Raw genomic sequence first — 19,872 nt, forward strand, 5'->3', positions numbered from 1 at the left:
TCTCTGCCTCCACAATCACGAGCTCATATGGAAGTGCTTCCTCAGCGCTATCGGTTCTAATGTTTTTAACCGACCGTTCTACCGCATTCTCTTTTTTCTCCTGCTTCCCACTGTCCAGCTTTGTCTCAACATTCTGTTCCGCCTTCTTTTCAGAATCTTCCTCCTTTTCTGCTGTTCTACTAATAAGACGATGGGAGATTTCATTTTGTTTTATATATTTGCAATTTTTTTAACAACTTTTCTTTCCAAATAAACATTTTTCAAAACGGAAGTTAGAAGAACCAGATGGATAATAGAAAACGCATAAAGATATTACAGACATAAAAAAGCCCGGCAGAAAGAATTGTTCTATACATTCTCTCCCTACCGGGCTTTTCCTAATATTAAATTTCCTTACAGCACCTTACTCAAAAATGCCTTCAATCTTTCGCTCTTTGGATGCTCAAAGAACTCCTTCGGTTCGTTTTCTTCGATGAAGTTGCCGCCCTCCATGAACATGACGCGGGTTGCCACCTCGCGGGCGAAGCCCATCTCATGGGTAACCACGACCATCGTCATGTGCTCCTCGGCAAGCTGGCGCATTACGTTTAATACCTCGCCTACCATCTCCGGGTCAAGCGCAGAGGTTGGCTCGTCAAAGAGCATCACATCCGGATGCATTGCCAGGGCGCGGACGATCGCCACACGCTGTTTCTGACCGCCGGAGAGCTGTCCCGGATAGGCGGATGCCTTTTCCTTTAATCCGACACGCTCCAGAAGTTTCAATGCTTCCGTCTCCGCCTCGTCCTTCGGGCGTCCGAGCAGTTTCATCGGTGCCAGCGTCATATTATCAAGAATCGTCATGTGCGGGAACAGGTTGAACTGCTGGAATACCATTCCCATTTTCTGACGGAGTTTGTCAATGTTTGTCTTTGGATCCGTGATATCCGTTCCCTCAAAATAGATGTGTCCGCCGGTCGGAGTTTCCAGCAGGTTCATGCAGCGCAGAAATGTGGATTTACCGGAACCAGATGGTCCGATCACACAGACAACATCCCCCTTGCGTATCTGGGTAGAAATATTAGTCAGGACCTTTAAATCACCGAATGCCTTGGAAAGATCCTTGATGTCAATTATCACTTCTCCGTTTTGTACTTTATCGTTCATTCTTTCTCAGGCTCCTTTCCAGATTCTGTGCAAAGTGGTTGAAGATCATCGTCAGCGCCAGATAAACAGCAGCCACTATCAGAAGCGGTGTCCACGCGTCATACGTTCTGGAACGGATGATATCGCCGCCCTTCGTCAGATCCTGCACCGCCACGTAACCGGCTACCGAAGTCTCTTTCAGAAGAACAACAAACTCATTGCAAAGTGCCGGAAGTACGTTTTTAAATGCCTGCGGCATAATGATATAGCGCATCGTCTGGACATAGTTAAAACCAAGGCTTCGACCTGCCTCCATCTGTCCCTCGTCGATCGACATGATACCGGAACGGAAGATCTCCGCTACATACGCTGCCGAGTTAAGACCAAACGCGATCACACCGACAAAGACGCCAGCAAATACACGCGATACAAAAATACAGTAGTAGAAAATCATCAGCTGGATGACAACCGGCGTTCCCCGGATGACCGTCAGATATACCTGGCAGACACCATTTAAAAATTTCATTTTTCCGGTTTTGTCGTGAGTTGCACGGACAATCGCAATCAGCAGACCAAGGGCAATGCCGATCAGGGTCGCAAATAACGTGATGATCAGGGTATTTTTTAGGCCCCCTGTCAAATACTGCCACCTGTCATCCTTGATCAGGTTTAAATATAAGGCCTGCTTGAGTTTCTCCAATCTGTTTTCCTCCTTGTAAGGTGATATAGACTTGAAAAAGGGCTGCCGCCGAACCGTGTTTTCGCCATTCTGCAGCAACCTTTTTCCGTTCCGTCAGATACCGGAAGCACTCTGGGTGTTTTCCGGATCACCTGAATCCATCCATCTGACGATTCATTTCAATTCTCTTTTATATTACTCAGCGGTAATGTATTTTTCAACGATCTCGTCCAGTTTTCCAGACTCTTTCAGGTTTGCGATGGATGCGTTGATAGCGTCCAGAAGCTCTGTATTGCCCTTCTTAACTGCGATTGCGTACTCTTCTTCTGCATACGGTGTTTCCAGAAGCTTTAAGCCTTCATTCTCGTCTACAAATACCTGTGCCGGTTTGTTGTCAATGATAACTGCATCGATCTTGCCAGTGGACAGCGCCTGTACTGCATCGGCGCCCTTGGAAAATCTCTGTACGCTCTCCTCGCCGAAATCATCGGTGGAGTACAGGTCGCCGGTGGTACCCTGCTGAACGCCGATCTGCTTGCCCTTTAAATCATCCAGGGATGCGATGTCGCTGTCCTCTGTTACGATAACAGACTGAACGCCGATTGCGTAAGTGTCAGAGAAATCCACCTGGGTCTGACGATCCTCGGTAACAGTCATACCTGCTGCTGCGAAATCAGCTTTGCCGGACTGAACCTCCGGGATGATAGAATCGAATGCTACGTCGGTGATTTCCAGAGATGCTCCCATATCCTCGCAGATAGCGTTTGCAATATCTACGTCGATACCTACGATATCATTTCCATCGTGGTACTCATACGGTGCGAACTCAGCGTTGGTGGACATAACCAGAGTCTTTCCTGCAAATGCGCTGTCGCCAGCTTCTGCTGCCTCGCTGCCCTCTGCTGCCTCTGCGGTTGTCTCCTCATTCTCCTCTGCGGCTGCGGTTGTCTCTGCCGGTTTGGAAGAGCATGCTGCTAACGATGCTGCCATAGCAGTTGCCATAGCGATTGCTGCTAATTTCTTTTTCATAATAAATTCCTCCTCATTTCTATTCGCTGCTTTTGTATTTTTATGCAGTAAATACGAATATTCTTACTTTTATTACTGTATCTAGGAATACATTATACCGCATTTTTATAAATAATCAAGCCTGAATTCCTGTTTTTTACATGGTTTTGTATGATTATGCATTCTTTTCCAATTTGTACGGTTCCAGTTACGGACAGATCTGGTTGTTAATTCTTGGCACGGGAGTTTAATAGTTGCATAATCAGGTTAGTGAAATTTTGAAAGTAAATGAAAGCAGATGACAGCTCGAAGAATGTTTCCGGTTTCCGAACGGATTATCAATTCATAACGAACAGTAAAATGAGAACAATTCCAAAAATGGACAAGGAAGAAAAAAATACTATAGTCTGCAACAGCAACAAAAATCGCTGCACCCCAGCAAATACAAGGGTTACAGCGATTTTATTTTCACTCAACTGCCAAAGACTGGATATATATTTTTTTCAATAATCCAAATTTTTGTTTTTTCTGTGTTTCCTGTTTTCAAACTTCACGTTCTCTCCACAGGCAATATCATTTACTTAGAGAATTTCTTTGAAAAAAATTTCCTTTTTTCTACCAATAACTCAACAAGCACTTGACAACACCTTGATAGTTCAGCGCCTCAGCTAAAAAAACGCATAAAAGCAATCCATTCGTTATAATAGCGTTGACTAGAAACTATAAAACAAGCCCGGCAACCAGGTTGATACGACAGGAACAAACGATACCAGCAGCAAAATAGGTAATGCACCAAAAAGCAAAAATGGAAGAATAGGTTTAATAAGTTTATGAATCGGAACATCACAAACTCTGGAACATGCCATCAGACAAGTAGCCATTGGCGGTGTAATTGAGCCAATACCGATCGAAACAAAAACGATTACTGCTAACTGAATTGTATCAATCCCACATGCAGTAGCAATCGGTGTAAGAAGCGGCACCAGCGTCAAAATAATAACATTTCCATCCAAGAAAAAACCTATAAAAAACAGCAGAAGATCTATTAACAGGATAAGACCAATACGATTATTGGTAATTCCCAACATTAACTCTGCCACCAACTCAGGAATATGGTTAAGTGTCATCAAGCGACTGAAAATCAAAGTCATTGGAAACATTATAACCAATGCCGAAACATCCTTGACTCCCTTAGAAAAAACGCCCATCAATTGAACCAGAGAAAGCTTTTTATAAACTACCACTCCCATGATCGCTCCATATAAACAGGTAATTGCACCTGCTTCTGTCGCTGTAAAAATGCCGCCATAGATACCCCCTAACACAATTACCGGCATTAAAACTGCTACAACAAGCTCTAAAAAAAATCTATTCCGGCTTATAGTCTCACGCGCATTTTTTTCTGATTCTTCTTTAGGCTCATTATCTTCAGTACATGCAGAAACGGATGCAACTGTTTTACCCGCATATTCTGGATGATAATATTTTATATAAATAATCCGATTAATGATCAAATAGAGCCCTGCCCATATTAATCCCGGCACAATCGTAGCCATAAATAAAGCACCAACCGATGCCGAGGACACGGATGCAAAAATAATAGCATTTACATTTGGTGGAATCATAAAGCCAAAAGGACTGGAAGCTGCAATTAATGCCGCTAAATATGCTTTATCATATCCTTTCTTTTCCAATTCTGGCACCATAGCTGTTGACAGTGTATTAGCCGTTGCCAATGCCGAACCGCAAAGGGCTCCAAAAAAGCAGGAAACTACTGGAATTGTGGCCGTCAATCCTCCCTTTACATTATGTAGCATCTTATCCGCTACCCGAATCAGCACATTTGCAATTCCGCTTCGCTCAATCAAAGAACCTCCTACTATAAAAAGCGGAATCGCCAACATAGAAATAGAGTTCAAAATGTAAAACGCATTCGTTGCAAACGTTCCTGTACTTCCAAGCCCCATATATGCCACAAAAAAGGAGCCGCCCAAAAATGCTAACGGAACTGCAACGCCGGAAAAAATCATGAGTAAAATTAATACTGCAGCTATTCCAAATATCATAATGTGCGTAACCTCCTTATAGATTTACAAACATTCACCACATAATAAACCATCATCCCCAAAGCTCCTAAAAATACAGAAGCATATACCCACCACATGCTAAATCCAACAGCTGGAGACACCGTATTACGTTCAATATGTGTCATCATTAAATTAAATGTTAATGGCATAAATAATCCACATATTATAGTAGAAATAATCAAACTAAACAAATGAAGTGCTTCTTTTGACTTTTCCGTCTTACACAGATTCAAGAAGAAATCGACTTTTAGCATATTGTCATCACGCACAACCAGTATTACTCCAAGCCATACAAATACAATAAATAGAATTGTTGGCAATTCCTCATAGCCGTGCATATTAATATTAAATACCCAACGACTGAAGATTGTCAGATTAACCATAATCATCATCACAATCAACAAAATACCCGCTAAATTTCCAACCACAAATTCAACTATATGATCTAATTTTTTTAAAAATTTCACCACGTTCCTCCTCTCTTTAACGGTAAATAAAAAAGCAGGGGATACTACAAACATAGATATCAATCCACTTGCAGCATCCCCCATACCATTAATAATTAAACAGCTCAGATACCTGATTGTATAATTCTTCTCCAATCAGTTCTCTCCACTTATCCGACAGAGAAGCCGCATACTCTTTCCATTGATTCAATTCCTCATCTGTTGGCTGATAATATGTAATTCCTTTTTCATCAAAGAATTTTTCTGCGTCTGCTTTCATATCTTTATAAGATTCATATTCAGCCTCTGAACACGCCCAGGCAGCATCCACAAATATCTTTTGATCCTCTTCGCTATACTGATTAAACTTATCTAAATTCATCATCAAACTATACGAAGTCCACTGAGCTCCAACATATGAATAAAATGGTGCTACTTCATAATAATTTTCAATAATATATGAAGGTATCTGCTGATCCGTAGCCGTAATCAAACCATTCTGCAGCGATGTATATAACTCTCCGTATGGCATAATTGCGATATTTCCCAAACCGCCATAAAATTCGTTAACAATAGCATCTTCATATGTTCGAAACGTTTCATTCGCCAGATCCTTCGGCACTTTAATCAATTTATCTGTCGAAAAGATGTGGCGCTGTAAGCCACTGTTTTGTGCCAAAAGTTTAATTCCATTTTCTTCATAAAGCTTTGTATTAATAGCAAATCCTTCTGCATTCGGATTAGCAAGCTTTTCCCTCACTGTGTCTAAATCAGGTAATAAAAATGGAATTCTTTGCCATGCAAATCTCTTATCTACATTAGACATTCCGGCACCAAAGTTAAAATCCGTCTCCCCATCCTGAATCATCTGAAAGGATTCCGCATCGCTGGCATAACTGGAATACCAATAAATATCTACTACATAACGGCCATTACTATTTTTCTCCACCTCTTCTTTAAATTTCAGTAGTCCATCAGCCCAGGGATTATAATCCGGGGCAACCTCTGGATCTAACGCTGATGTTGTCAAAACAAGATGAGTTGCATCTGAATCTGCTTTCGTAGTTTCTTCCGCTTTATCGCTCTGCAGTGCAACTGTATTATTACCTCCACATCCAACTATAGTTAATGCCATCATTGCTGCCATTGTCGTTGCAATTAATTTTTTCATTGTACTCCTCCTTTTTCAACATCCACCATATTCTTTTTCTGCTCGTTCCTGGCTGATCAAGCCATCTTTCACATCACACTTTAATGCTTTTTTATCTCTCTCAAGCGGATTACCCCAACCTCCGCCGCCACTTGTCTGAATATAGAGTCTATCTTTCTTATAAAAACGCACCCTTGCTTTCGAAGGCAAATGTTCTTCCGTTCCATCAGCTCTATTTACTGTAAAACGAGCTCCTAATGCTGCTTTTCCACCATTCAATCCCCACGGTGCCGTATTAACACGATCAGAGGCAATAAAGCAGTCCACCTCATCTGTCTGGAATTCCAGGACTCGCTCAATTCCAAATCCACCCCTGTGCTTACCAGGTCCTTCAGAATTTGGAGCTAAACCATATCGTATTACCTTAACCGGCATGATTCTTTCAAGAACTTCTACTGGTGTATTTCTGGTATTAGTCATATGCGTATTAACTCCACTGGTTCCATCTTGATCGCACATTCCACCATATCCTCCTCCAACAGTTTCACCATTAGCAAAGAACGAATGTGTTTCTGGATTATAACCACCCAGCTGAATTCCATTCATAGATCCACAAGCAGCCGCACATACTTTTTCTGGAACCACTTGAGCCAGTGCACCAAGCAGTACATCTACCAAACGCTGACACGTAATAGAATTTCCAGAACCGGTAGCTGCTGGATATACCGCATTTACCAAGGAACCTTCCGGTGTTATAACCTCAAAGCGGCGATATGTTCCAGAATTCGGTGGAATCGTGGGATCCGTCACTGCTCGAACAACATAATAAATGCAAGCCAACGCCATCGGACGAACACAATTCAAAGGTCCTCTTACCTGAGGGCATGTTCCCGTAAAATCAATTTTAATATGTGGACCTCCTGTAGTAATTGTTACCTTGATTTTTAATGGCTCTGTTGTAGTAATTCCATCTCCCTCTAAGAAATCCTCAAATTCAAATGTCCCTTTCGGAAGTTTTTCTAACTCTGCTCCCATTCGCCGGTCACAGTAGTTCTCTAACTCTGCAATTGCCTCAAGAACTACTTCTACGCCCATCTCATCACATAATTCCTCAAACCGCTTTTCTCCTACATTATTTGCTGCAATCTGAGCCATCAAATCTCCACTACTTTCGTATTTTGTTCGGATATTAGAGCGAAACATAGCAAAAATCTCAGGATCTACTTTTCCTTCTTTTTTTATCTTTACTGGTGGGAAGCAAATCCCTTCATGGAAAATTTCCGTTGCATCTGGTGTTAACGAACCCGGAACCTTTCCTCCCACATCTACATGATGCGCCAGATTTCCTACAAAAGCTACTAGCTCTCCTTTAAAAAAGATCGGAGAAAAGATAATAATATCTGGCAAATGAGTTCCACCAATGAATGGATCATTGTGCATGATAGCATCTCCAGGTTTCAGTTCTTTTTTGTTAATATGCTTTAAAGCTCCCTTTACTCCCCAAGGCAACACTCCTGAATGAACTCTTGTATTTTTCTCTATTTTATTTTTTTACCTGTATATCCTGCTCTTCGATTTTTTTTGAAGCAAAATTAATTGCTCCTAGAGCTCCTGCTTTTCCTCCCAAGTTTGCCAAACAAATATCCGCCTGAATTGGCGTAAGCCTGCCAACCTCCTCTCGAATCCGCTGAATCACAGATCCCATAGAATCAGAAACTCCACCGCCTATTACAACCTTCTCTGGATTTAAAAGACTAATCGTATTGGCTATCGCAACTGAAAAATCACGAACAAATTTGTCTATTACCGGTATTACTGAGGCATCTCCTCGGCTATATGCTGTAAATAATGCTTCTGCCGAACCAACAATTTGATCCAGTGCCGAGCCAGAACATTTTTTTTCTAAAATTCCCTGTTGTCCTAATTTATTAATTTCCCCTTTTTCCACATCAGAACTTTCTAAATAATATCCTAATTCTCCTGCTCTTCCTTGAGCCCCCAATACCAACTGTCCACCACATACTAATGCTCCGCCAATACCTGTTCCCAATGCAATAAACAACATATCATCCGTCTGTTCACCTGAACCTATCCAACGTTCACCTAATGCTGCCAGATTCACATCATTTCCGACATACACTGGAAATGAAAAATATTCATTCATTAAACTTTGCAAAGGAAATTGATTCCACGATAATGCTTTGGCACGCACCACTGTTCCATCTGAATCCACCGTTCCCGGGACTCCAATTCCCATGCCAAATATCATTTCTCGTTTAATTCCTGCTGCTTCTAATGACTCCTCTACAATCTGGACTAATTCCTCAAACTGATTTTTGGTTGGTATTTTTTTTTCGTACACAATATTACCCACCAAATCTGTTATCAAAAACAAAAGTTTTGTTCCGCCAATATCCATGCCAATACAATACGCAGATTTTGGATTAAATCCCAACATAGTAGATGGGCGTCCAACCCCTGATGGAGACATACAGTCTCCATACTCAACTAGGAGCTTTTTCTTAATTAATTCATCTACAATCGCACTAACTGTTGTTTTACTTAAATTTAATGCCTTTGATATCTGTGCACGGCTAATCGGCTGTTTCTCCTTGACCATATTCAGAATCAATGTCCGATTAATTTTTCGTATTAATTCTAAATGCCCTAAATTTCCATTCTTCTCCATATTACACCCCTTACTCACTTAATTAGTTCAGTGCACTTACTAATTCTTTTAAAAATTACCTCTCGTATTAAGCAAGAGGATTTATATATAAAATACACTTTTATTATTCTGTTTTCAATAGGATTTTTCAACAAAATATCTTTATATTTTCGTAAAAATTACCAAAACGCGTTTCACATAATTTGTTTCTTCAGAAAACTAAATGTCATTTTCAAGATACACGTCTATATATGCTGAACTCTTTTTGCAATGCAATTGATAATTCATAAAATCAATTATATCTAACAAAAATGCAATTACAAACCAAAGATGACAGTAACTGTCAACCTGTAACGAATCAACAATTTCAAGAATGTTTTTACTAACCTTCTATATGGTTCCACACATACCCATGCAGTAGAACTTTCAACATTTCCTTATCTCGCTCTTCCCAGGCGGCTTGTACATTCTCCATATCGAACATGGGCATTCTTCGTAAATCTGATATGCTGAAATCTCCCAAGAGCAGGCGTGGCAAAGGCAACTGAAAGAAACGATAGCAACAAAAAACAGGTCCGGACGCACGGAGAGTAATCAGTGTATCTGAACCTAGCTTTTCTATGGTCTTTCCGATGAATAGCTTGGCTGGCTTTTCATTGAAATTTCTTATGCTTTTTTTCGTTGACATTTAATACTGTTCAATGTATCATATAATCAAGAAATGGGTTTGTTACCGTACAGCTATTGCTTAAGCGGGATGCTCGTTTCTTTTTTGTGTTCACCATATCGTCCTGTCATTATTCAAGAATGCCTCGGTGCTCTTGTAGCAAAAAGCAGACGCACCCTTTCTTACGTCCTCGAACATTTTTCCGCATCGATCGCCAGCACAAACATTAATGCATCCAGTGCATATTCCGGCTCATTTACCTGAATAACATACGTGTCCGTCATATGGAACAGCTCTTTGCTGACACTGGCAACCGAATATCCCCTTTGATCGAGGATATTATAATCCCATTCCATAATCGAACCGTCGATATGCCAGCCATTGTAATCAATATTGTAATGCGGCATCAGGAAAGAGAATTCTTTACTCAAGCATCCGATATAGGTGCCTTTTTTATATATCTCAAATTTTGGCAGAAATGTCAGTACACGCTGAACAACCATTCCAATTTCATTGCCGTCTGCATCATATATCACCAACTTATGGCCCCAGGACAACTGGCCTTTTACCACATATACTGTATTGCCAAACTCATCATAAATATCATAACTGTCAAACCACGAAAATAACCGCTGTTTAAATAAAAGCTTCATAAAATCACCTCAAATATCATAATCCGTTCTCTTTTGTCCTCGCCCGGAAACAAATCCGATGTGTCGATCTCATCATAAAACATTAGCTGTTCCTCCGTCATCAGACAACTGATATATTCCTCCGATGGATAATAAAAAAACAGCAGTATCTCTCTCTGATTTTCGTAATAGGACTCATATATCCTGGCAAGAACAGAGTGCAATATCTCTACCGAAAATGGATTGAAAAAATAACACCGGTCCACTTCTGGAGGAAGCTCATAGTTCTCCGCACTGCTTAAGATAAAGGAAGTACGGTTTCCGGACACTGCCGTCTCCTTATTTTCTGCTGCCCCCTGATAAATACGTTCATCGTATTCGATTCCGATTGTTTTACTCCTTGTCTGATAGGACAAGTAAAAACAGACTCTTCCCTTGCCGGTTCCATAGTCCAATAAGGTATTATTCTTCCGAATTAATCCGCTGTTCGCCAACCGTTCCAGAACCACGTATGCCGTCGGTTCGTATGGGTATCGGTATTGATCCGCATGCGAATCATCTCTGCCGCTTGTTCGGATTTTCAGAAATCTATCCCATTGGGTCTCATTTTGGTTCATGGTATATCTCCCGTATCATTTACTCGATTCTTATATCTACAGAATATAGGAAATTGACGGCGCTTGTCAACTTGCAGCTTTGGAAAGAAAAAAATTGCAAATATGTAAATCTCCCATCGTCTTATTATGGGCAGATCTTGTTGTTAATTCTTGGCAAATCTAATATTTCGTACTATAACTATTCTGTACCGTTTTCTCTGTACTGGGCATCTGCTTCCGTAAAGAGAATGTGCCTTGTCACATTCTCTCGCCGGGCGCGGTCGCTTGCAGCATGATTCACAAGATACGGAACCATTCCTTAGGTTTTATTACGAAAGAAGGCTTTTTATGATTTCCCGTCTACTTACCTTAACTGCCTGGTCCATGACACCGCCCGCAGTCTGGTCTCCCTTTCATTTAGTATTTATGCTGATCGGCATCCCGCTCGCCGCCTTTGCCGCATGGAAATTGCGGGCGCGCTCCGAAACATTCCGCCTGCGTCTGCTCTTTGCCTGCGGCGTCTTTCTGGCGTTTTCCGAGGTCTACAAACAGCTTTTTCTCTATTACATAGAAAACAACCGGCACTACGACTGGTGGTATTTTCCATTTCAGCTCTGCAGCCTGCCGATGTACCTCTGCCTGCTGCTGCCCTTTGTTCCGCATAAATATCAACGTATTTTTTGCACTTTTATGTATAATTACAATCTGCTCGGCGCCGTCATGGTGTTCATCGATCCGTCCGGTCTGATGCACCCGTACTGGACGCTGACCCTGCATGGATTTATCTGGCATATCCTTCTGATCTTCATCGGACTGCTCATCGCCTTTTCCCGCATGGTGCTGCCAACCGCCAAAGGATTTTGGCAGTCTACAGCTGTATTTGCGGTCGGATGTGTCATCGCAACCATCATCAATGTTACCTCGCATCCGTATGGAAACGCAGATATGTTTTATATCACGCCGTACTACGCGACCACGCAGATTATGTACTCCCAGATCGCTGCTAAATTTGGAATTTTTGCCGGAAACGCGGTGTATGTGCTTTCAATCATTTTGGGAGCATGGCTGCTGCATCTCGTATTTCAAGTCGAACGTCCGTGAGACTTGGCGCGTGATTCTGGTCAGCAAAGCTGATATATTCGTTGCTGCTCACTCATTCCGTGCACATCAACGGGATTTTACCGATGCTTCGCATTTCAAATCGGCAAAATCTGCTATCGATATGATATCATACGGAATTTTCAGTTCAGAAAATTTCTATCTGCAATTAAAAGAGCGCCAGCCCCGCATTCACAGCCGGGCAGACGCTCTCTTCTATAACAGCTCAATTAATTCACTGTCACGGTAAAATCCACTGAAACGACTCTGTAACAATGGATTTTACCCTTTTATTTTTATTTACTGAATCTCGCTATGGAACTCCTGCAGGGACTTAACCTCCAGATGTCCGTTCTTCTTGATACTTCTCAAAGCCTGTACGGTAGCCTTTGCTGCTGCCATGTTGGTGAAGTACGGAATCTTCGCCTTTACAGCTGCCTTACGGATGTAGCTGTCATCGCCTCTGCCCTTCTTATCGTTCGGGGTATTGATAATGATTGCCACTTCTCCGTTGGTAATCTTATCTAAAATGTTCGGACGGCCTTCGTTGATCTTGCATACCTTCTCAGCCGGAAGTCCTGCTGCTACCATCACATCACAGGTTCTGCCTGTACCCATCAGGGTAAAGCCACACTCGTAGAAGCCTCTTGCAACCTCGATCAGCTCTATCTTATCCTTGTCATTGACACTCAGGAGGACAGTTCCTGAGGAAGGAAGACGTGTCTGGGTTGCTTCCTGTGCCTTGTAGATAGCCTCACCAACGCTGGCGGACATACCAAGAACCTCACCGGTGGAACGCATCTCCGGTCCAAGTACCGGGTCAACCTCCGGGAACATCTTGAACGGGAATACCGGCATCTTAACACCGTAGTGCGGAATCTTCTTCTCTTTCAGTGCCGGAACCGGTGACGGACGGCCTGTTAAGTAGGAAGTCATGATATCCGTTGCCAGTTTTACCATCTTGATGTTGCATACTTTAGATACCAGCGGCACGGTACGGGATGCTCTCGGGTTTGCCTCCAGCACGTATACTTCGCCGTCCTCGATTGCATACTGCATGTTCATCAGACCTACTACGTGCATCTCTTTTGCGATACGGCTTGTGTAATCGCGGATTGTCTCTACCTGATCCTTGGTCAGATTTCTGGACGGAAGGATACAAGCGGAGTCACCGGAGTGGATACCTGCCAGCTCAATATGCTCCATAACAGCCGGAACAAATACGTTCTCGCCATCGCTGATAGCATCTGCCTCACACTCGGTTGCATGATGCAGGAAACGGTCAATCAGGATCGGACGATCCGGAGTTACACCGACAGCTGCTCTCATATAGAAGGTCATCGCTTCATCGTCATGAACAACCTCCATGCCGCGGCCGCCAAGTACATAGGACGGACGAACCATAACCGGGTAACCGATCTTATTCGCAATCTCTAATGCGTCATCAACGGTAACTGCCATGCCTGACTCCGGCATCGGAATCTGCAGTTTATCCATCATCGCACGGAACAGGTCACGATCCTCTGCCATGTCGATGGTTTCCGGAGTTGTACCCAGAATATTGACACCATATTTCTTCAGGTCTGCTGCCAGGTTCAGCGGTGTCTGGCCACCAAACTGTGCGATAACTCCCAGCGGTTTCTCCTTATGATAGATGCTTAATACATCTTCCAGAGTCAGCGGCTCGAAATACAGTTTATCGGAGGTATCATAGTCTGTAGATACGGTCTCTGGGTTGCAGTTAACGATAATTGTCTCAAATCCAAGCTCTTTCAGAGCGATAGCTGCATGTACGCAGCAGTAGTCGAACTCAATACCCTGACCGATACGGTTCGGACCGCCGCCCAGAATCATGATCTTCTTGTTGTCGCTGCACGGACTCTGATCCTTGATGTGATAGCTGGAGAAGTAGTATGCAGAATCCGGTGTGGCACTTACGTGTACGCCCTCCCAGCCTTCTACGATACCTTCTTTGGTTCTTGCATCGCGGATCTCTTCCTCTGTAACGCCTAACAGCTCGCTTAAATATTTATCTGCAAAACCGTCCAGCTTCGCCTGGCGGAGAACCTCAGCCGGCGGAACCTCGCCCTTATACTGCATCAGGCTTTCTTCCTCTTCTACCAGTTCCTTCATCTGCTGGATGAAGTAATGTTTAATCTTGGTTAATTCGAACAGCTCGTCTACGGTAGCGCCCTTACGAAGTGCCTCGTACATAATAAACTGACGTTCGCTGCTCGGAACATGCAGCATCGCAAGCAGTTCTTTTTTTGTCTTCTTATCGAAGTCTTTCGCATGACCAAGACCGTAGCGGCCTCTCTCCAGGCTTCGAATCGCCTTCTGGAATGCCTCTTTGTAGGTTTTTCCGATACTCATAACCTCGCCGACTGCCTTCATCTGGGTTCCCAGCTTGTCCTCTGCGCCTTTGAACTTCTCAAATGCCCAGCGTGCAAACTTGATAACAATATAGTCGCCGGACGGAACATACTGATCCAGAGTGCCGCTCTTGCCGCATGGAATCTCATCCAGAGTCATACCGGTTGCCAGCATCGCTGATACCAGTGCAATCGGGAAACCAGTTGCCTTGGATGCCAGTGCGGACGAACGGGAGGTTCTCGGGTTGATCTCGATAACAATATCACGGTCTGTCTTCGGATCGTGTGCCCACTGTACATTGGTACCGCCGATTACCTGGATTGCTTCTACGATCTTGTAGGATTTCTCCTGCAGACGTTTCTGCACTTCTTCCGAAATGGTTAACATCGGAGCAGAACAGAAGGAATCTCCGGTGTGTACGCCCAGCGGATCAATATTTTCAATAAAGCAGACAGTGATCATGTTGTTCTTCGCATCGCGGACAACTTCCAGCTCAAGCTCTTCCCATCCAAGGATAGACTCCTCTACCAGAACCTGACCAACCATGCTGGCCTGCAGGCCTCTTGCACACACGGTCTTCAGTTCTTCTACGTTATATACAAGACCGCCGCCTTCGCCGCCCATGGTGTAAGCCGGACGAAGAACAACCGGATAACCCAGTTTATCTGCGATTGCCAGTGCATCCTCAACGCTGTAGGCAACCTCACTTCTAGCCATCTCGATGCCCAGGCTTTCCATTGTATGCTTAAACTCGATACGGTCCTCACCACGCTCGATAGCATCAACCTGAACGCCGATTACTTTAACATCATATTTATCCAGAACACCTGCTGCTGCCAATTCGGAGCAGAGGTTCAGTCCGGACTGTCCACCCAGGTTCGGGAGCAGCGCATCCGGGCGCTCTTTTTCAATGATCTGAGTCAGACGGTCTACGTTCAGCGGCTCAATATAAGTCACATCTGCTGTCTCCGGATCCGTCATAATCGTAGCCGGATTGGAATTGACCAGCACAATCTCATAGCCGAGTTTTCTCAGTGCCTTGCACGCCTGTGTTCCCGAATAATCGAACTCACACGCCTGTCCGATAATGATTGGACCGGAACCGATAATCAATACTTTGTGAATGTCATTTCTCCTCATGTTTTCTCCCTCTCATTGTCTGCTGTTTTTTGGCTTTAAAAAAGCGGCCTCCCGGATCAACTAAAAATCAAGCACCTCCGCGGTGCCTTCACGCGCGTCTGTCTGATCTTCCGTCACCCTGACAGCCTCCGCCAATCGCAGCTCTGCCAGACCCCAGTTAGCCATTATCAGCATTATAATAGAAAGCGCTTTATTTGTAAACAAAAAATTTTACAAAAATCGATCTTTTTTGCTTTTCTTTTTTCAAAATGTATGATATTATAGTAAAGATATACTGGGGTGTTTATTTTGTCCAAAAGGCAGATTTAGACCCTCTTATTTTCGTTCCTGCGCGAGAATGTGCCAAGGCATATTCTTTTTTATTATCTTGTCCTACGAAAATCCTACGAAAAGGAAAGGGGGTATCCATTATGAAAAAAGTTGTCATCATCGACGGTCAGGGCGGACGCATGGGGCGCGCTCTCGTAGAAGAAATCCAGAAACTCTGTCCCGGACAGCCGCTTCTCGCGCTCGGTGCCAACACCACTGCCACTGCCGCGATGATGAAAGCCGGAGCTGCCATGGGCGCCACCGGAGAAAACCCCGTTCTCGTCGCCTGCCGCGATGCCGACCTAATCATCGGACCAATCGGCATCGTCATTGCAGACTCCCTCTTAGGAGAAATCACCCCCGCCATGGCAGCCGCCATCGGACAAAGCCGCGCCCAGAAAATCCTGATTCCTGTCAGTGGAAGCTCCTATTGCCGCCATATTTTAGTAGGAACACAGAATTTACCAATGAATGAATATATCCATTTGGCGGCAGAGGAAGCAGCTGCCTACCTGAATCATATTTAAAAAATGCACGAAGCTGAACTCTCATCGTTCCGCTCCGTGCATTTTTCTCCCGGTCTCTTTATCCTTCAAAACCTGCATCTTCAACTCATCCACCCCGGAAAATTTCATCTCCGGCCGCATAAAATCTAAAAAATGAACCTCTATCTTTTTCCCATACAGGTTTTCATCCAGATCATAGATATATGTCTCCGCCCCCGCCGGTCGTTCTCCGGCAATCGTCGGTTTTTTTCCAATATTCGTGATACTTCCATAAGAAGCACCATCAATCACCGTCCGGGAGAGATATACCCCGAACGCCGGAAGATGTTTCTGGATTCCCGGCAGGATATTCGCCGTCGGAAACCCTAGGGTGGAGCCTAAATGCTCCCCGTGTACCACCTGTCCGCTGATCCGGTACTCGTATCCCAACAGTTCATTCGCCTTGCGGATATTTCCCTTCGCCAGCTCTTCCCGGATATAGGTGCTGCTGATCTCGCGTTCGCCATCCATCGCCTTTTCAACGATCGATACCTCATATCCATATTTCGGTGCCAGTTTCCGAAGCAGTTCAGCATCGCCCTTCCGCTGGTAGCCAAAATGGCAGTCCGGACCGGACACGATCGCCTTTGCGCCCATCTTGCCGACCAGAATCTCGGCAACAAACTGTTCCGGGTCCATATGTGCGACTTCCTGGTTGAACGGATATTCCACCAGATACTCCACCCCCGCCTCGCGCAGGTTCTCCTCGCGCTCCTCGTTGGTCGTGATCATCGTCTGCAGCTTTCCCCGGATCAAGGTTCCCGGTGCCGTCTCAAAGGTAAACACCGCTGGTTTATATCCTTTTTCCCGATACCGCATCACTTCCCGCAGCAGCTTCTGATGCCCTCTGTGAAGACCGTCAAACTTACCGATCGTGACCGCAGTCGGCTCTTTTATCTGAAATTCTCTGGTTCCGGCAAAATACTGCATCTTACTCTCCTCCCAGAAAGATCTTACGTGGTTTCCATTGTTTCTTCTCCGGCTGATAGGCATAGAGACCGATAAACTGGTTTGCGCTGTCATAGACGCGGATGATTCCAGAATCCGGAAGTACCATCTCTGAGTTTCCATCCGCAGAAACCTGGTGTTCAGCCAAACTGCTTCCGATCTGCACCAAGCAGCCGTCTCTCGGTCCCAGCCCCTTCGGGAATGGATTTCCATTCTGCAGAAGCTTATCCAGAACTTCGCTCTCCGACACATACGCCGGGCAGTCCTCAAACATTCCATCCACCGGCACAATCCTATCCTCGATCTGACCGGCTTTCGCCAGCGCTTCCACCTCGGACAGGCGCAGGCTGTCCCCGATCGCAAATCGATCGACGCGGGTGCGGATCAGTTTTTCCATACAGCCGCCGCATCCCAGCTTTTCACCGATGTCATGGCACAGGGTACGGATGTAGGTTCCCTTGGAACAGGTCACGGTCATCGTCACACGCGGCAGTTCCACCGCATCTATCTGAAGATCATAGATTTCCACCGGGCGTGCTGCCCGCTCTACCTCTTTTCCGGCTCTCGCCAGCTCGTAGAGCTTCTTTCCGTTGACCTTGAGCGCCGAATACATCGGCGGTACCTGCATATACGGACCAACAAAGCTCTCCGCCGCCCCGCGGACTGCCGGTTCTGTCAGCTGTTCCGTCGGTTTCTCCGAAAGAATCGTTCCTGTCATATCCTGCGTATCAGTTTCGGTTCCCAGCAAAAGAACTGCCTGATACGTCTTCCTCTTATCCGTCAAAAGGTCGCACAGCTTCGTGCCCTTCCCCAGACATACAGGGAGTACGCCCTCCGCTGCCGGATCGAGCGTACCCGTATGACCGATCTTTTTCTGTCTCAAAATGCCCCGGAGCTTCGCCACCACATCGTGGGACGTAAACCCCGGTTCTTTATAAATGTTTATCACACCGTGAAACATAAAATCTCCTAAAAAATCAGAACTATTACCGTCCATGCGCTGTGCACCTGAAAGCAGGCAGCGCAATCAGCAACAGAACCTCCTATTCCTCCCTACGGGCATCCATCTGTTTCTCAATATGTCCCGTCAGGTTGTTGATCACATCCCTCGGATGTCCCTGCATCGTGCAGCCCGCCGCGTGGATGTGTCCGCCGCCGCCGAAATACGCCGCCACCTTGCTCACATCGACATAGTCGTTGGAACGAAGGCTGACCTTGTACTCGTTGAACGCCTTTTCATAGATGAAAATGGCACATTCCACTCCTTCGGTAATCCGGAGCTGATCGATAATGCCATCCAGATCGTTCGTATCGACACCGTAAAACTCCATTTCTTTCTGGGAAACCACACTGAAAATACATCTTCCATCCAGAATCCGTGTACTGCCAAGTAGCGCTTTTCCGAGAATCTGGTTCTGTGCGTAGGTCTTGCGGTAAAAGCTGTCGTCGATGATCTTCGCCGCGTTCACGCCTTTTTCCATCAGCGCGCCCGCGATTTCCATCGTTTTCCGGGTCGTTGAATTGTACTTAAATACACCTGTGTCATGCACAATTCCGGTATAGAGACACTCTGCCGCCTCCCTGCTGATCTTTGCCTCATCAAGAAGCGTGTATAACACTTCGCTGCAGGAGCTTGCGTCCGGAATGATGTAATTTTGTTCTGCAAATCCTGTATTGGTTCTGTGATGATCGATGCAGAGTGTCTTGGCGGCGTTGTCAAAATAGACCGCGTAGCTGCCCAGACGCTCTTTGTCGCTGGCATCCAGTGTAATGCACAGATCAAACTGTTTTTCCGGCACAATCTCGGTATGAATTTTCTCAAAATCATTCATATAAGAAAATTTAGCAGCCGGATGGTCGAGAAACAGTTCTGCCTCTATCTGCGGATAATTCTCCCGCAGATAGTTAAGCAGTCCCAGAGTCGTTCCGATACAGTCCCCGTCCGGATGGATGTGACCAAGCAGCACGATGTGCTCTGCCCCTTCCAGTGACGCCTCTAAGATATTTTTACTCATTTTCTTCCTCATCTCCCGATTCTGAGTCTCTGAGGTTTTCAGTTACTTCATCGATCAGGCGGGTCATGTGTACACCGTACTCAATCGACTGATCGAGAATAAATGTAATTTCCGGCGTATTCCGTAAATTAATGCGTTTTGCAAGCTGGGTGCGGACAAATCCGACAGCACTTTTCAGTCCCTGGATCGTATCCTTCGCCGCTTCCTCGTTGCCTAACACGCTGATATACGCCTTGCAGTACTTGAGATCCGGAGTTACCTCCACGGAGACAACCGTTGTCATCGGATGAATCCGCGGATCTTTCAGCTCACGGCTGATGATGGAACTCAGCTCTCTCTGTACTTCACTGTTAATTCTTGTATTTTTAATGCTATTTTTACGCATG

General features: G+C 44.8%; 19 protein-coding genes. 2 read left to right on the forward strand and 17 right to left on the reverse strand.

Going from position 1 to position 19,872, the window contains the following annotated elements; genetic code table 11:
- Nucleotides 1–393 precede the first annotated feature (393 nt).
- The 11 genes from DWV73_RS06685 to DWV73_RS13140 form a co-directional block, all read right to left on the reverse strand.
- Nucleotides 394–1,146, reverse strand: coding sequence for an amino acid ABC transporter ATP-binding protein (locus DWV73_RS06685; RefSeq protein ID WP_117796214.1), 753 nt, complete (start codon nucleotides 1,144–1,146; stop codon nucleotides 394–396).
- The gene (locus tag DWV73_RS06690; RefSeq protein WP_022360148.1) at nucleotides 1,136–1,825 is read right to left on the reverse strand and encodes an amino acid ABC transporter permease; all 690 of its coding nucleotides are present in this window, start codon (nucleotides 1,823–1,825) and stop codon (nucleotides 1,136–1,138) included. The genes DWV73_RS06685 and DWV73_RS06690 overlap by 11 nt, the downstream gene beginning before the upstream one ends.
- Nucleotides 1,826–1,999: 174 nt before the next feature.
- Nucleotides 2,000–2,833, reverse strand: coding sequence for a basic amino acid ABC transporter substrate-binding protein (locus DWV73_RS06695; protein WP_117796215.1), 834 nt, complete (start codon nucleotides 2,831–2,833; stop codon nucleotides 2,000–2,002).
- Between the two features lie 692 nt (nucleotides 2,834–3,525).
- Complete coding sequence (locus tag DWV73_RS06700; RefSeq protein WP_117796216.1) at nucleotides 3,526–4,878, reverse strand: TRAP transporter large permease; 1,353 nt, start codon at nucleotides 4,876–4,878, stop codon at nucleotides 3,526–3,528.
- Entirely contained in the window at nucleotides 4,875–5,501 is a 627-nt protein-coding gene (locus tag DWV73_RS06705; RefSeq protein ID WP_117796217.1) for a TRAP transporter small permease, read from the reverse strand. Before DWV73_RS06705 ends, DWV73_RS06700 begins: the two co-directional genes overlap by 4 nt.
- Nucleotides 5,455–6,516, reverse strand: a complete 1,062-nt coding sequence (locus tag DWV73_RS06710; protein WP_117796218.1) for a TRAP transporter substrate-binding protein — start codon at nucleotides 6,514–6,516, stop codon at nucleotides 5,455–5,457. Before DWV73_RS06710 ends, DWV73_RS06705 begins: the two co-directional genes overlap by 47 nt.
- A gap of 15 nt (nucleotides 6,517–6,531) precedes the next feature.
- Nucleotides 6,532–8,037, reverse strand: coding sequence for a hydantoinase B/oxoprolinase family protein (locus DWV73_RS06715; RefSeq protein WP_117796219.1), 1,506 nt, complete (start codon nucleotides 8,035–8,037; stop codon nucleotides 6,532–6,534).
- A gap of 1 nt (nucleotide 8,038) precedes the next feature.
- The gene (locus DWV73_RS06720; RefSeq protein ID WP_117796220.1) at nucleotides 8,039–9,184 is read right to left on the reverse strand and encodes an ROK family transcriptional regulator; all 1,146 of its coding nucleotides are present in this window, start codon (nucleotides 9,182–9,184) and stop codon (nucleotides 8,039–8,041) included.
- 828 nt (nucleotides 9,185–10,012) lie between these two features.
- Nucleotides 10,013–10,483, reverse strand: coding sequence for an LURP-one-related family protein (locus tag DWV73_RS06730; protein WP_117796222.1), 471 nt, complete (start codon nucleotides 10,481–10,483; stop codon nucleotides 10,013–10,015).
- Nucleotides 10,480–11,079, reverse strand: a complete 600-nt coding sequence (locus DWV73_RS06735) for a methyltransferase domain-containing protein (protein WP_117796223.1) — start codon at nucleotides 11,077–11,079, stop codon at nucleotides 10,480–10,482. The genes DWV73_RS06730 and DWV73_RS06735 overlap by 4 nt, the downstream gene beginning before the upstream one ends.
- A gap of 396 nt (nucleotides 11,080–11,475) precedes the next feature.
- Complete coding sequence (locus tag DWV73_RS13140) at nucleotides 11,476–11,721, reverse strand: hypothetical protein (RefSeq protein WP_347472253.1); 246 nt, start codon at nucleotides 11,719–11,721, stop codon at nucleotides 11,476–11,478.
- A gap of 27 nt (nucleotides 11,722–11,748) precedes the next feature.
- Here DWV73_RS13140 and DWV73_RS13145 point away from each other — a divergent pair, with 27 nt between their 5' ends.
- On the forward strand, nucleotides 11,749–12,159 hold the full coding sequence (locus DWV73_RS13145; RefSeq protein ID WP_347472254.1) for a hypothetical protein: 411 nt from the start codon (nucleotides 11,749–11,751) through the stop codon (nucleotides 12,157–12,159).
- A 297-nt stretch (nucleotides 12,160–12,456) separates the two neighbouring features.
- Here the strand turns inward: DWV73_RS13145 and carB are convergent, their stop codons facing one another.
- Nucleotides 12,457–15,669 (reverse strand): carbamoyl-phosphate synthase large subunit, encoded by a 3,213-nt coding sequence (gene carB / locus DWV73_RS06745; protein ID WP_117796225.1) that lies wholly within the window; start codon nucleotides 15,667–15,669, stop codon nucleotides 12,457–12,459.
- 60 nt (nucleotides 15,670–15,729) lie between these two features.
- Nucleotides 15,730–15,873, reverse strand: a complete 144-nt coding sequence (locus tag DWV73_RS12875; RefSeq protein ID WP_207661063.1) for a hypothetical protein — start codon at nucleotides 15,871–15,873, stop codon at nucleotides 15,730–15,732.
- A 206-nt stretch (nucleotides 15,874–16,079) separates the two neighbouring features.
- Between DWV73_RS12875 and DWV73_RS06750 the strand changes: the two genes are divergently transcribed.
- Entirely contained in the window at nucleotides 16,080–16,505 is a 426-nt protein-coding gene (locus DWV73_RS06750) for a DUF3842 family protein (protein ID WP_107000574.1), read from the forward strand.
- 21 nt (nucleotides 16,506–16,526) lie between these two features.
- Here DWV73_RS06750 and DWV73_RS06755 read toward each other — a convergent pair whose 3' ends face one another.
- From DWV73_RS06755 to rbfA, 4 genes are all read right to left on the reverse strand, one after another.
- On the reverse strand, nucleotides 16,527–17,453 hold the full coding sequence (locus DWV73_RS06755; RefSeq protein ID WP_117796226.1) for a bifunctional riboflavin kinase/FAD synthetase: 927 nt from the start codon (nucleotides 17,451–17,453) through the stop codon (nucleotides 16,527–16,529).
- A gap of 1 nt (nucleotide 17,454) precedes the next feature.
- Entirely contained in the window at nucleotides 17,455–18,432 is a 978-nt protein-coding gene (gene truB, locus DWV73_RS06760) for a tRNA pseudouridine(55) synthase TruB (protein ID WP_022360142.1), read from the reverse strand.
- A gap of 82 nt (nucleotides 18,433–18,514) precedes the next feature.
- On the reverse strand, nucleotides 18,515–19,486 hold the full coding sequence (locus tag DWV73_RS06765) for a bifunctional oligoribonuclease/PAP phosphatase NrnA (RefSeq protein WP_117796227.1): 972 nt from the start codon (nucleotides 19,484–19,486) through the stop codon (nucleotides 18,515–18,517).
- Nucleotides 19,479–19,871 (reverse strand): 30S ribosome-binding factor RbfA, encoded by a 393-nt coding sequence (rbfA, locus tag DWV73_RS06770; RefSeq protein ID WP_022360140.1) that lies wholly within the window; start codon nucleotides 19,869–19,871, stop codon nucleotides 19,479–19,481. The genes DWV73_RS06765 and rbfA overlap by 8 nt, the downstream gene beginning before the upstream one ends.
- Nucleotide 19,872: the final 1 nt, after the last annotated feature.

This window comes from Clostridium sp. AF12-41, assembly GCF_003461685.1.
Taxonomy (GTDB): Bacteria; Bacillota; Clostridia; order Lachnospirales; family Lachnospiraceae; genus Otoolea; species Otoolea fessa.